12 protein-coding genes are annotated in these 14266 nt (G+C 42.8%); all 12 read left to right on the plus strand.

What is annotated here, in order from left to right:
* Window positions 1-3: 3 nt before the first annotated feature.
* The 12 genes from J7E37_RS22585 to J7E37_RS21950 all read left to right on the plus strand — a co-directional run bounded on the left by J7E37_RS22585 (window position 4) and on the right by J7E37_RS21950 (window position 13676).
* Entirely contained in the window at window positions 4-150 is a 147-nt protein-coding gene (locus J7E37_RS22585) for a DoxX family protein (RefSeq protein WP_353050064.1), read from the plus strand.
* A 389-nt stretch (window positions 151-539) separates the two neighbouring features.
* Window positions 540-938 carry a cytidine deaminase gene (locus J7E37_RS21900; RefSeq protein ID WP_214783124.1) on the plus strand — a complete coding sequence of 133 codons (399 nt, stop codon included), beginning with the start codon at window positions 540-542 and terminating at the stop codon, window positions 936-938.
* 143 nt (window positions 939-1081) lie between these two features.
* Entirely contained in the window at window positions 1082-1462 is a 381-nt protein-coding gene (locus J7E37_RS21905; protein ID WP_214783127.1) for a nuclear transport factor 2 family protein, read from the plus strand.
* A gap of 86 nt (window positions 1463-1548) precedes the next feature.
* Window positions 1549-1734, plus strand: coding sequence for a hypothetical protein (locus J7E37_RS21910; RefSeq protein WP_215027230.1), 186 nt, complete (start codon window positions 1549-1551; stop codon window positions 1732-1734).
* Between the two features lie 380 nt (window positions 1735-2114).
* A complete protein-coding gene (locus J7E37_RS21915; protein WP_215027233.1) occupies window positions 2115-3803 on the plus strand; it encodes an NAD-dependent malic enzyme in 1689 nt (562 codons plus the stop codon).
* 123 nt (window positions 3804-3926) lie between these two features.
* Complete coding sequence (locus J7E37_RS21920; protein WP_215027254.1) at window positions 3927-4514, plus strand: nucleotidyltransferase family protein; 588 nt, start codon at window positions 3927-3929, stop codon at window positions 4512-4514.
* 161 nt (window positions 4515-4675) lie between these two features.
* Window positions 4676-5020 carry a hypothetical protein gene (locus J7E37_RS21925; protein WP_215027236.1) on the plus strand — a complete coding sequence of 115 codons (345 nt, stop codon included), beginning with the start codon at window positions 4676-4678 and terminating at the stop codon, window positions 5018-5020.
* A gap of 349 nt (window positions 5021-5369) precedes the next feature.
* Window positions 5370-6869, plus strand: a complete 1500-nt coding sequence (locus J7E37_RS21930) for a TIGR02677 family protein (protein WP_215027238.1) — start codon at window positions 5370-5372, stop codon at window positions 6867-6869.
* Window positions 6869-8032, plus strand: a complete 1164-nt coding sequence (locus J7E37_RS21935) for a TIGR02678 family protein (protein ID WP_215027241.1) — start codon at window positions 6869-6871, stop codon at window positions 8030-8032. The genes J7E37_RS21930 and J7E37_RS21935 overlap by 1 nt, the downstream gene beginning before the upstream one ends.
* Window positions 8033-12139 carry a TIGR02680 family protein gene (locus J7E37_RS21940; RefSeq protein ID WP_215027244.1) on the plus strand — a complete coding sequence of 1369 codons (4107 nt, stop codon included), beginning with the start codon at window positions 8033-8035 and terminating at the stop codon, window positions 12137-12139.
* Window positions 12132-13421, plus strand: a complete 1290-nt coding sequence (locus tag J7E37_RS21945) for a TIGR02679 family protein (protein ID WP_215027247.1) — start codon at window positions 12132-12134, stop codon at window positions 13419-13421. The genes J7E37_RS21940 and J7E37_RS21945 overlap by 8 nt, the downstream gene beginning before the upstream one ends.
* Window positions 13422-13526: 105 nt before the next feature.
* Complete coding sequence (locus J7E37_RS21950) at window positions 13527-13676, plus strand: hypothetical protein (RefSeq protein WP_215027250.1); 150 nt, start codon at window positions 13527-13529, stop codon at window positions 13674-13676.
* Window positions 13677-14266: the final 590 nt, after the last annotated feature.

Genomic DNA, 14266 nt, shown 5'->3' on the forward strand with positions numbered 1-14266 from the left:
CCTATACTAACACCGGTTGCTTCTCTTGGACTTGGGCTAGTTATGATCTTAGCAGCTGGGTTTCATGCTAAAAGAAAAGAAAATCAGGCAATCGGGATGAATATTATTTTTCTTGCACTGGCCATATTTGTGGCAATAGGACGTTGGTAAACGTGTGAATAATATGATGCCATCTTTATTTAGAGGGCAGGGATACACATTTGTGAGTTAATGAAAGGATCGTCATCTGACGATCCTTTCATATTTTACTAAGAAGGTTAGTGAAGGTTTTCACTTAAACTAACGGGTGCTTTAGTTAAAGATAAACTCGATTACAACTATATGACACTCAACACAATTGCTAAACGATAATTCATTCTCCATATTAGTTCTGTCAGGAAAATTTAGGATAGTGCTTTTTCTGCTTAAAGTTCAACAAATTCACCATTTTTACATTGACAAAAAATTAGCAAAGGTATTATATTAGAAGTCCTGCCAACTTTTCGTTGGCGTAAAGGGGACTGTGAAAAGTTCATTCTTATGGGAAAGGGAATGATGAAATGAACAAAGAGCAATTAGTGGAGAGCGCGCGTCAGACGAAAAAGAATGCATATGCGCCTTATTCCAAATTTCCTGTTGGAGCAGCTTTGCTGCTAAAAGATGGCACCGTTTTCAACGGAGTGAATGTAGAAAATGTATCATTCGGTGCGACGAACTGCGCTGAGAGAACGGCAATCTTTACAGCTGTGGCGAATGGTTATAAAAAGGGTGACTTCGAGGCGATCGCCGTCTCTGGAGATACGGCCGACTTCCTGCCGCCTTGCAGCATTTGCAGACAAGTGATGGCTGAATTCTTTTCACCAGATATGCCGGTGTATCTTACAAATGATAAAAAAGAAATCCGCGAGCTGGCATTGAAAGAATTACTGCCATATGCGTTTACGGATTTAGATATGTAATATTACTTAAATAGGTTAAGAGCATGTTTGGATCATTGGATTAAAACATGCTCTTTTTGTATAGATTGTTATGTTTAAAAAACTTAGAAACCCCTTAACATAGTATAATTGTTACAATATTCAATATAAAGGGTGTAGATAGTATGGAGGCAAATTTAAAGGAACATTTAAAAGCATTGGAGGAAAGCCACACAGGATTAGAAGTACGTACCAGTCGTGAAAAACTAGATGAAATTCTCTCAGACCAATTCTTTGAAATCGGCAGCTCAGGTTATATTTTTGATAAAAAAGAATGCCTCGAAACTGGGGTTGTGTTAACTGAAATGTCCCTGCATAATTATGAAATTTATCCGTTAGCCTCAAATATAGTTTTATCTACTTATTTTATAGTTGATAAAACTAGGAATCGCAACACATTACGAAGCTCTATTTGGAAACTAATTGATGGGAGATGGCAATTATATTTTCATCAAGGCACTATAACACCATTGGAATTAAGAGAAGTTCTTAAAGAAAACAAGTAGATTGTGTAGTTGGCTAAGAACATATTTATAGCGTATAAAAAAAGGATTTTGAGAAGTTGTTAAAAAGATTAGAGGGTGGGACAATCTTGAAAGTTAATGCAACATATCTCATTCAGTTAGCCGCGCTAATCATTTTAATCTTTGGCGGAACATTGATTATTGTGTTTTCCCAAACTGGTAAAGTTCTAGTGGATCAACTGATTGGTACAATCATTGGATTTGCTTTATTTTTTTCCAGTCTGGCTTGGAGGAAAATGAAAAAATCAGAATGATATTTTGAGGGTCCTGTGTCTGGGTCTATTCCAGGCTGGGGCCCCTTTTATTTTCCTGGTTTTCAATTCTTGTCTTGTCTCGAGGAACTTATCGGTGTTTTTTTTTCGTTCATCTGGCCTTGGCCAAAGAGACGAGTACATTTCCCGGTTTTCCTCTCTTTACCGGAGGCTTGGAGCATATTTTGAATTGCTGTTGAGAATAAGACTCGCTGTTAGATGCTCCGAGTCTTCTTTATTATGTGTCCTTCTCAAACATGAATTTAATGGTCCAGTCTGAGGGATATTTTTGTGTTTGGACTGTTGCACAATCTCTGTTTTCACCAAATTCTGAAAAGGGTATACATACTTAGAACAGCTTACAATAGAAAGAGGGGAGATTGATGTCAAATTCTAATGTGATCCAGACTACTTTAAGAGGAAAGGAACTTTTATCGAATCCTTTTTTAAATAAAGGTACTGCATTTACCAGGAAGGAACGGGAGGAGTTGGGTCTGGAAGGGTTATTGCCGCCCCAGGTGCTAACGCTCGAGGAACAGGTGAAAAGGGTTTATGAGCAGTATTCAATCAGGACCACCAATTTATTTAAGAATGGTCTCCTTTATGATTTGTATAACCGGAATGTTGTCCTGTTTTACCGATTGCTCAAGGATCATTTAAGTGAAATGCTTCCTATTGTCTATACTCCTACTGTCGGGGAGGCAATTGAGCAATATTCACAGGTTTATCGCCGTCCAGGTGGATTGTATTTATCGATTGATGACCAGGATGGAATTGAAACGGCGTTTAAGAACCTTGGACATGCCAAAAATGAAATTGATTTGATTGTCGTTACCGATTCCGAAAGCATTCTCGGCATCGGAGACCAGGGGATTGGGGGCATCAATATCTCGATTGGTAAGTTAGCCGTTTACACAGCAGCTGCTGGGATCAATCCTAGCCGGGTTTTGCCAGTGGTGCTGGATGTCGGAACGAACAACAAGGCTCTGGCGGACGATCCATTTTACATCGGTAACGAGTTCCCGCGGGTCCGCGGCGAGCGTTATGATGAGTTCGTTGATGCTTTTGTCTCAACTGCAAGAAAATTTCACCCTGATGTACTGCTTCATTGGGAAGACCTAGGCAATGTGAACGCCCGAAAGATCATGGAGAAGTATGGAGATAAGATTCTCACCTTTAATGATGATATTCAGGGTACAGGAGCTGTCACCCTTGCGGCCATAAAGTCTGCCTTGAAAATGACAGGCGGTTCATTAAAGAATCAGCGTATTGTTGTATTTGGGCCTGGTGCTGCTGGAATTGGCAATGCAGACCAGATGGTGGATGCCATGGTTTCTGAAGGATTATCAAAAGAAGAAGCTTATAAACAGTTCTGGGCGATTGATTACAGGGGCCTTTTGACGGAGGAACATCGAGATGTCCTGGATTTTCAAAAGCCATATGTCCGCGGAGTTAACGAAGTGGAAAGCTGGGCACGGAATGACGAGGGCATTATCCCATTGATGGAAGCAGTCAAAAGGGTGAAACCGACGATTCTGATCGGTACATCTGGACAAGCCGGTGCTTTCTCGGAGGATATTATCAAAGAGATGGCTAGGTATACGGACCGTCCAATCATCATGCCGATGTCCAATCCTACATCTCTGGCAGAAGCAGTCCCAGCTGATTTGATTCAATGGACGGAAGGAAGAGCACTGGTTGCAACGGGGAGCCCGTTTGAGAATGTAGATTACAGCGGAGTTTCCTATGAAATCGGCCAGGCTAACAATGCCTTTATTTTTCCAGGTCTAGGGCTCGGAGCCATTGTGGCAAAAGCAGAAATCATCTCAAAAGGCATGTTCACCGCAGCTGCAGACGCTGTTGCCGACATGTGCTGCAATAATCAGCCGGGCGCGTCACTCCTGCCTAACATCAATAAATTACAGGAAGTATCCGAAAAAGTTGCAATGACAGTTATCGATGCTGCTATCAAGGAGGGAGTTGCCAGGGCAGATATCACTGATGTCGAAAAGGCAGTGGCAGATGCAATGTGGAAACCGGTGTATAAGGAGATTAGAAGTGTTAAAATTTAATATTATTCTGAGCACGGGGACGCACCCTGTGCTTTATTTAGTCATGCAAAAGAACAGGAAAAGATCTCCTTAATATTGCATTGTGCTAGAATGGAAATATACGTTCGTTTTATAGAGGTGTTTATTTTGCTGATGAGTAAAGAAGATGTTATAAAGCTAATTCAAACAGACCAAAGAATGATGGAAATAATTCATGCAACAAGCACTCTTGATTTGCCAGACTGGTGGATCTGTGCCGGGTTTGTCCGTTCGAAAATTTGGGACACGCTGCATGGTTTCGAGGAGCCTACATTGACACCGGATGTAGATGTGATTTATTTCGATCCAGCGATTATTAATGAAGACTATGAAAAAACACTGGAAAACCAGTTGAAAAGTCTTATACCTGACGTTCCCTGGTCTGTTAAAAATCAGGCAAGGATGCATGTCGTCAATCAGATTCCTCCCTATACTTCCTCAGAAGATGCCATCTCGAAATTTCCTGAAACAGCCACTGCTCTTGGCGTGAAGCTGGACAAAGAGAAGAGGCTGGTCCTGACTGCACCATGTGGATTGGAAGATGTCCTCCATATGGAAATAAAGCCGACTCCTTTTTTTACAGAAACGAGAGAGCGTGCTGCTATTTACGAGGAGCGGCTGATCAAGAAGAACTGGACAGCTAAATGGCCAATGGTGAGAGTGAGTGAATCATGTAATATTACTTTCCGGTGAAAATCCCACTTCGAATAGCTCCTGAAATTCTTATTCAGGATGCAGGCAAGAGGGTTTTACACCTGAAGGACAGATGTTTTGAGAAGTGAATCTATTTAAGTTTGATGAAGAGACAGAAAACCAAAACTGTAATATACTATCAATCAAAGGAGGTGAGAAAAATGGAGAAGCAAATACTAGATATATTATTAAATATGCAAAAGGATCTAAGAGATGTAAAAGAAGACGTAAGCACCCTGAAAATTGATATGACCAACGTAAAAGAAGACGTGAGTGCATTAAAAGGTGATGTAACAAACTTACAAAATGGTCTTGAATTGGTTCAAGCCGACATTAAAGAGGTCAAAGCAACGGTTAATCGTATAGAAGCGGCACAAACTGAGGATGTGATTGGCATACTGAAAGTGAGTAAAAAGAAAACAGACTTTGAAGTTGATTATTTAAACAATCGATTAACTGAAATGGACAAGCGTCTTTATGTTCTTGAAAAGACTGTACAAAATTAAAATATGTTTGAATTGATTTAGTAATGATTGAAAAACCTTTTAGAAATTATCATTGAGGTTTATACCAACTGGATGATTCGTTTCTTCTGCTCATGCGTTTACGGCTATATGAATTTTTTCTAACCATTTCAAACGAGTCATCTAAACTAATTTGTTATTATTTTTCGTTTAATCCCCCATAGAACCTTTTTCGATGGTACTTCTTCTTCATATTTTTTTTAAGCCCTTTTTTTCTTCTTATCTATCTCTTTTCCTATTTATCATGAATGAATTCCTCTATTAACCTGTACCCCATAGACATTATTTCCTTTACAATAAAAGCAATAGACTCATATGAAGGATGATTACTTTGGATTTAACGATGAAAAAGGTTGTCGAGGCCAGTTACCTTACGGCGGACTCGGCTGCGAACTACCGGACGATTTTGCGCTATTTTTACCATCAGCATGAAAGAATGAGAGATTTCATTTCCCCTGAGGAAATTTTGGAGTATATGCGATCCATTCCTTTTTTTTTAGATTATCAGGAGGAGCAGCTGCATCAGCAGCTTGCCCAGCTTGTCAAGTGGAATAATCTGATTGCCCGCCAGGATATGACGAACGCGAAGACGGTGGAGGAATATAAGAAGAAGCGTTACCGCTATCAGTCAACTCCTTATACAATTGAAATCGAGCGGATGCTGATTGTCTTAGAGAAAAAGGTGGGAGATACCTTTCAGGGATCCTTGGAACGTTCCCAGTTTGACCGACTCCTGCAGTCGTTATCGAATTTACAGCAGGAAATCGGAAGCAGCCTTTCAAAGAAACCGGAAGAGTACATGCGGGTATGGGAGGATGTTTTCCGCTACTTCCAGACGATCAGGACTAGCACGGCTGATTACATTGCATACATTAACAGTGAACAGACTGACCAGAGAATGCAGACGGATGCTTTTCTTGTCTATAAAAATCAATTCTCGACCTATTTGCGTGACTTTATCGTTTCCTTGCAAAATACAGCCCTGCAAATCAGGGAGCGGCTCGATGAACTTTCTCCTGATAAGATGGGATTGTTTTTCGAAAAGCTTATTGAACACAGGAAAGCGATCCCGAGACTTGAGGATGTCAGTTCTTCGGTTGATGAGTGGCGGATTGAATATCAGGAGTATTGGGGATCTCTTCGACAGTGGTTTCTTGGTTCTAGCCTGCAGCAGAGTGAACTGGATGTCCTTCAATGGCAGACAAATGAAATGATAAGAAGAATGACACGATATGTACAGCGAATCGGCGAACGACAGCAGCACTTCCGGAGCCGAAAAAATGATTATCTGCATTTGGCGAAATGGTTTGTGAACACTGAGACTATCGAGGAGGCACATCAATTGTCTTCAGTCGTGTTCGGAGCGATGTCCATCAAGCATTTGCAGCTTGAGGAAGTGTGCACGGATAATCTACATAGTGAAACATGGGAAGAGAACCCGGCCATGATCACGCTGAAGCCGAGGACGAATCGGTACCGTGAGAGAACGAAGCCAGGATCAATGGCGTCGAATGAAGAGAAAAAACGGAAGCAGAGAGATCAATATTTAGCTGAACGGGAACAGGAAAAGCTTTTGATCCAAAAATATATAAACGAGGGAATCATTAAGCTTTCGACCATCCCAAAAGTAGAGCCGTTTGTGAGGAAGATTTTACTAGGCTGGATTGGTAAATCGATGGCAAGCAAGAATGGCAAAGTCAAGACTGACTATGGCATGGTCGTGAAGGTGACAATTGACCGGGAGAAGACGATTCTGTTGGAGGCAGAGGATGGCACACTGAAAATGCCGGATGCTGTATTCACTTTTGAAGGTGAAGGAGGTTCCGTATAATGAAGATAGAGCAATCACTTGAATTTGATGAAAAGGCAATCCTTGGGATGGATCTTTTATTCAATCATTATTGGATTCTCCGGAGCAAGCAGCCGGAATGGTACCAGCTCATTCGTGAGCGGGAGAAGGTACTACGCCGCTATATTAATGATAAATTCGGATTGCGGCTGATTGTCCATCAGCATTTTATCAAGTTAGAAAAAATCCCGGCAGAGCCTGAAAGCTGGATGGGTATTCAGGAATTCCAGGAACCAATGGATTATGGAATTTTTTGCTGTGCGCTTTCGTTCCTGGAGGGTAAGTCTGTCGATGAGCAATTCCTTTTATCTGAACTGAGCCAGGAAATTCAGGCGGATTATCCAGCGGATTTTAACCTTGACTGGACGCTATATATCCATCGGAAGTCATTGATTCGAGCCATCAAGGTAATGATTGATTTTAAGTTAATCAGGACCATCGATGGTAACATCAGTCGATATGACCATAATGAGGAACAAGAAGTGCTGTATGAGGCAACGGTGTACAGCCGTTATTTTATGCGCTCCTATCCTGATGACTTTACGAATTATAAACACTGGGGAGAGCTTTTGAGGGAAGACTGGAAACTGAACCAGGAGGACGAACGGCGGAAACGGGTTTACCGAAAGCTGTTTTTTTCGCCTGGGCTGCATCGGGCAGATCAGCAGGATCCGGACTTCTTGTATATTCGGAATTTCCGCAACAGGCTATCGGATGATATCGAAAACCATAGTGAATATAAATTGCATGTCTATAAAAATACTGCCTTTTTATCCACGGCAGAATCCAGGCAATATCAGCAATTATATCCTGATGCGAAAGCTTCTTCCGATCTCATTCTCCAATTTTCCAAGCATCTTCATGATGAACCTGAAAAGTACATCCCCAAAGAGAATGGCGAGATTGTGCTGACAGAAGGTGAAATGGATGGTGTCATCGCTGAACTTCGCAGTCAATTTGAACGAGGCTGGTCTAAATACTTCCGGGAAAAGTCGAACAGAAGTATCCGAACGGAATTAATTGAGTCGATGAAAGATTGGATGATGGCTGAGGTCGAAAGAGAGAGTTCATTGATTAAAATAAAGCCGCTGTTAGGTGTACTGGCAGGGACATTTCCGGCGGATTTTGAGGGGAGCGTGGAATGAATGGAGAATTCAAGGTGGATGATGAACCGAGCCGGCTTACTGAACTTCTGGTACTACGATGAAGAAGTTTTCCACTTTGAGCAGGGAAAACTTTTGTTGCGCGGATCGAATGGTTCAGGAAAATCGGTTACGATGCAAAGCTTCTTGCCTGTGCTGCTTGATGGCAAAAAATCTCCTGACAGGCTTGATCCGTTTGGATCGAAAGCGCGCAGGATGGAGGATTATCTGCTCGGGGAAAAGGAAGTCGTTAACCGCGATGAGCGGACAGGTTATTTGTTCATCGAATATAAAAAAAAGGGTTCTGAGCAGTATATTACGACAGGTATCGGGATGCAGGCGAAGCGGAATAAAGGAATCAAATCATGGTATTTTTTGCTCACTGATAATCGGAGAATCGGGCATGATTTCCAACTTGCTCAAATGCATACGGGTGAAAAAATCCCGCTTTCGGCTAAGGAACTGGAAAACCGAATTGGCCAGGGAGGCTTTGTTGTCCACACGCAACGGGAATATATGGAGCTTGTGAACAAATATGTTTTCGGCTTTCAGTCCATTGATGCGTATGAGGATTTGATAAAGCTGATGATTCAGCTGAGGAGTCCGAAGCTATCGAAGGACTTCAAGCCAACAGTCATCTATGAGATTCTCGAATCAGCATTGCCACCATTGACGGATGATGAGCTGCGTCATCTATCGGATACGATCGAGAGCATGGATCAGACTCAGCAGCAATTGGAACAACTGCACCGCGAAGCGGAATCAATCACAAGGCTGGAGTCTTCATATGACACCTATAACAAATATATTTTAGCCGAGCGGGCACAGCAGTGGCAGAAGGCACTGCTAAAGAGCAAGGCTGCACAAGGGAAAGTGAATGAGTATACTTCACATCAGGAACAACTTGAGCAGACAATTAAGAATCTCCGGGTTGAGCTTTCAACATACCAACAGCAAAAACAGGTCGCAGAGCAGGAAAGCAGTTCCTTGCAGCAGCATGAGGTCTGGTCCCTGGAGCGGAAAAGGACTGAGAAAGTCGAGGAGTCAGCTGCCGTTTCTAATGAGATTGCCTCTTTTCAAAGACGATGGGACGACTATCATAAAAAACTTCGTGATGAATATCAGAGGAAACAAGCCGCTGAAGATGAGCTTTTCCAGTATAGCGAAAAAGAAAGAGAGCTTCTGGGAGAGCTTGCACTGGATGCTGATTCTTCTGCATTTCAACAGCATGAGGTGAATGCCTCCGATTATGGCCGAGGCAAGGCACATGGCTTTGATTTTACCGTCTGGCAAAGAGAGGCGAAGGATCACCGAGCTATGCTGGGGGAACTTGAGAAACTGGCCATGGAAGCAGTAAGGCTGGGTGAGGACCAGAATCGTCTTCAACGTCAGTCATCAGAGAAGAAAAAAGAAATAGATGGTTTGCAGAAAGATCTTGACCATTATCAAGGGTGGTTCGAGGAGGAGCACCAAAAGCTCGAAAGCAATGTGTTTTTATGGATGGAAAATCATCCAAAGCTCGTCTATTCAAATGATCCGCGCCAGGGAATTGCCCGCGCCTTACAGGGACTGTATGAGCGCAATCGTTATGATGATGTACGTTCCCAGCTTTATAGTGCACTTCATGCTTACGAGGGAGAAGTGCGGAAGGATGAGGCACTGACTAAGGACCGAATCAAGCAGAAGCAGTATGAAATCCGTGAGGCAGAAGCGGAGCTGCAACGGATTAAAACCCAGAAGATGCTTGATCCGGAAAGGTCAGCAGGCACGGAAAGTCAGCGTGCGAAGCTAAAGGCTGAGCGTGTATCATTCTTGCCTTTCTATGCTGCGGTAGAGTTCCAGGAGCATGTCACAGATGAGCAGCGGGAACGGCTTGAATCCGCTTTAAAAAGAACAGGAATTCTCGACAGTTTGATAACGGATCAGTCGGTTACTCCAATGGAAGATGCAGTGCTTAGTCCAGAAGCACGTTTGCTCGGCTATACGCTCGCCGACTATCTGATGCCTGACCTGGATGAAGACAGCGCATTGAGTGAAGATTTGGTCGACCAGGTTCTGCGTTCAATTCCGCTCGAGAATGATGGGACTGGATTTCATATCGACATTGACGGGACATATTCTATTGGCTGCCTGAGAGGCCATGCCCCTATTGAAGGAACGTCGAAATTTATCGGCAGGTCATCCCGTAAAAGGCATCAGCGGGAGTTGATCCACATCTGGACTGAAAAGCTGCAGGAATTGAGTGCAGAGCTTACTGGTCTCATGCTTGAGCTTCAGCATTTAATTACACAACTCGAATCAATCGATAAATGGAAGAAAGACTTGCCTGATGACAAGATCCTTTTAGACATTCACGACCAAATCGTGAAGAAGCAGCATCAGTTGGAAAACGAAAGGGCATTGCTCAGCCGGATTGATGAAGATTGGAAACGTGTGTATGACAAGTACACGGAAGTGAAACGGATTTTACGAGATAAAGGGGTCCAGCTGAATATCCCCTTAACGGTTGAGGATCTCGGGAGTGCGGTGATTGCAGCACAAAGCTATATTGATTTTTTACATGAGCTGAAAAATAATGATGTTAAAGTATCATCTGCAAAAACACATCTACAGACTTACTTGCAGCGTATTGACGAACTTGAAGGGGATTTGGATGAGCTGAAGGGTGAGCAGAGGAGGAAGGAAAGTCACCTTGGAACAATCAAGGCGACGATCGAATCAATTGATCAGCAGCTTCAGCTGAAAGGAATCGATGAAGTCAGGAATAGGATCAGGCAAGTTCAGCGATTGCTTCAAGAGGCAGAGAGTGAGATTGATAGGATTAAGAGCGGCCTTCCAAAAGCGGAGTCAGATCAGGAGCGTGTAAAGGAAAAGCTTGAAGAAGCCAAAATGGATTTATCGTTTTGGAAACGGATGGGTGAAGAGTGGTCTAGTATTGTGGAAGCAGAGCGGAAACGGGGCTTTTTCGCTATTGAGGCAACTAGAGCCGACGAGATATTGAATCAGTTCGAGCCGATTTTAATTAAGCATGAGCGATCAAAATTATCGGAACTGCTGACGAAAGTCTTTTTCAATGAACAAGCACACCTGACAGAGTACCGTATGTTTGAATATACAGAAGATGACGAAGTACCTGCATGGTTTACGGGCGGGTATGCTGAAAAGTACGAACCGTTCTTGAATGAATGGCACCAGTTAAAAGGCCGACGCCTGATCCAGATGGAATACCGCGGACAGCGCGTCACCCCCTATTATGTTTCTGCTGAGTTGAAGACGGAGCTTGAGGAACAGCAGGGCTGGCTGGATGAGCAAGATCGGAGACTTTATGAGGACATCATCCTGAACAGTGTCGGCATTATCCTTCGTAATAGGATTCAGCGTGCCCAGCAGTGGGTGAAAGAGATGGATAAAATCATGGCGGATCGTGATAATTCATCAGGGTTGATCTTCTCGATTGCCTGGAAGCCGCTGACCGCAGAATCAGAGTTGGAAATGGATACAAAAGATCTGGTCCAGCTTTTACAGCGAAACAGCAAGTTTATGAATGAAGAGGACTTGCAGAGAATCACGAAACACTTTCAGTCAAGGATTGCCAAGGCTAAAGAGCTGATCCAGCTTCGCAATGAAGGTTCCACTCTCCATCAGGTATTGAAGGAAGTGCTGGATTACCGCAAATGGTTCACCTTCGTTCTGTCGTTCAGCCGGGTGAATGAACCGAAGCGAGAGCTGACCAACAACTCTTTCTTCAAATTCAGCGGCGGTGAAAAAGCGATGGCGATGTATATTCCTTTATTCACGGCTGCTTATTCACGGTATAAGGAAGCAGGAGAATTCGCTCCATATATTATCTCGCTTGATGAAGCATTTGCAGGGGTAGATGATAATAATATCCGTGATATGTTCGAGGTTGTCGAGCAGCTTGGCTTCAATTACATTATGAATTCCCAGGCGCTATGGGGTGATTATGATACTATTTCCAGTCTGGCGATCTGCGAGCTGGTCCGTCCGAAGAATGCTGATTTTGTGACGGTCATCCGCTATCAATGGGATGGAAAGCAGAAATCGCTGGTGTTTGAGGAAGCCCAGGAGGAACTGGTGACCAATGAATAGCAGGTTGCGAGTATTTTTGGAAGAACCGGGATTTATGAAGCTGTTCAGCCTGTTCAGTGAGAAATATCGCTCTCTTGGCAGAGTTGGCGGGTTTGTCAGTTTGAAAGGTTTCAAGGAAGCGGAGATCGATGCAATTGCCGGCTTCCTTGGGCTGTCAGCTGCTACACTTACCGAAAAAGGTCGTGTTGGGCTTGTTCAATTTGAAAACGAACTCGCTAAAACAGGGTATTCGGAAGTCACACTGGTGGAGCTGCTGGAAGAAGTATTTCAGGAACCTCTTTTATCGAAAAAAGAGGAATTAGAGAATGCCCTTAAGCTCGAAAAAGATTTTGTGGAATCTTTAAGACTGAAGATACCGGAAGCAGGTTGGTGGCTCGACTGGTTGATGGAGAAGAGCCCGGATACGCGCTGGATTTGGACATTATACAAGCAGAATGAATTGCTGCTTTTAGAAATGATAAATAATGTGACTAAAGCATTCTTGACACTGCCGGCCAAGGGGGAGTTCGAACGTCTTCCTTTTTTTGCACAGCGGACAATCGGTAATCCTCATTTTTTCGATGTTTCTGAATCTGGCGGCAGATTATTAGTTCATATTCTTGCAGTCTATAAGAAGACTTTTCAGGAACATGAATTTCTTTTTCCTAAAAGCACGGAAGAGATCAATGATTTACTTGCGGAATTTGGTCTGTTGAGGGATGATTTGTGGAATTTCGTGACTGTCCAGGGATTGATTGCTTCCAGCCCGGCTGGGGTTCATCCGGTATGGCAAGCTGCCGTTCAGACACAGACAGTCCTGAATGTTCCGATGAAAGAATTGGCAAAGGTCGACAAGATTATCCCAGCTTCCGGCAGGAAGGTATGGGTCGTGGAGAATTCCAGTGTTGCTTCCACGGTGATGGACGCAGTTCCCGATGCACCGATCATCTGTACACATGGACAGTTGCGGACGGCAAGTTGGAGGCTGCTTGATCAATTGGCAGAAGCAGGTTACACATTATTTTATTCCGGTGACTTGGATCCTGAAGGAATACTAATTGCGGATCGATTGAAGATAAGATATCACGAAAAGCTAATATTGTGGCAGATGGATGCTGATGCATATGAGAAAAGCATGTCAGAAGAAGACATATCAGAACGCGTTTTGAAACTAAATGGTGTTAATCCAACAATTTGGAATGAAATTATAGAATTGATACGGGATAAGAAAAAGGCGGGTTACCAAGAAGCATTGGTGGATTTACTAATAAGTGATATCAGGAATGCTCAAGAACGAGATTAGAAAAATTAATTTACCAATTTAAAAGACAGCAGTAGATGTTTCTCTATATTTTAATGTTTCTTGGATGGTATATTAAGTCTATAAGAAATTGACGGGGGAAAATTTGTGGAAGAAATTTTAAAGCAAATTTTAAATGAAATTCAAGAAATGCGTGGAGGTATGAATGACCTAAAACAAGGCCAGAACGTACTGGAAGTCAATATCAAAGATTTGAAACAAGGCAGAACGGGCTGGAAGTCGATATCAAAGATTTGAAACAAGGCCTTTACAGACTTGAAGTGGATATCAAAGACCTGAAACAAGGCCAGAACAGACTGGAAATTGGACAAGAAAAATTAGAAAAAAGATTCTTGTTGATAGTTTAGGATTTTACACGGATAAAATCGTTGAGCATATTGATGATAAGACAGAAGCGTTAAACAAAAGAGTTTACAAAGTAGAGACAGATATCGAACGGTTGAGCAGACAGTAAGGGATTCGATCCCTTACTTTTTTCTTTTTATAGAACGTCTTATTATGGTGACTATAAATGAAGCTATGCTAAGCCCAAGTCCGGACAAAATCTTGATAATTTTCAACAAAGTTGTCCGAAGTAGCCCTGGCTTCGGACAAAACCAGGAAGATTTCCTTTATAGTTGTCCGAAGTAGCCTCAGGTTCGGACAAAACCAGGAAGATTTCTACCGAAGTTGTCCGAAGTAGCCCCATGTTCGGACAAAACCAGGAAGATTTCTATCAAAGTTGTCCGAAGTGGCCCTGGCTTCGGACAAAATCAGGAAGATTTCCTTTAAAGTTGTCCGAAGTAGCCCTGGCTTCGGACAAAATCAGGAAGATTTCCTTTAAAGTT

The sequence above is a fragment of the Bacillus sp. ISL-39 genome (assembly GCF_018613295.1).
Lineage (GTDB): Bacteria > Bacillota > Bacilli > Bacillales > Cytobacillaceae > Mesobacillus.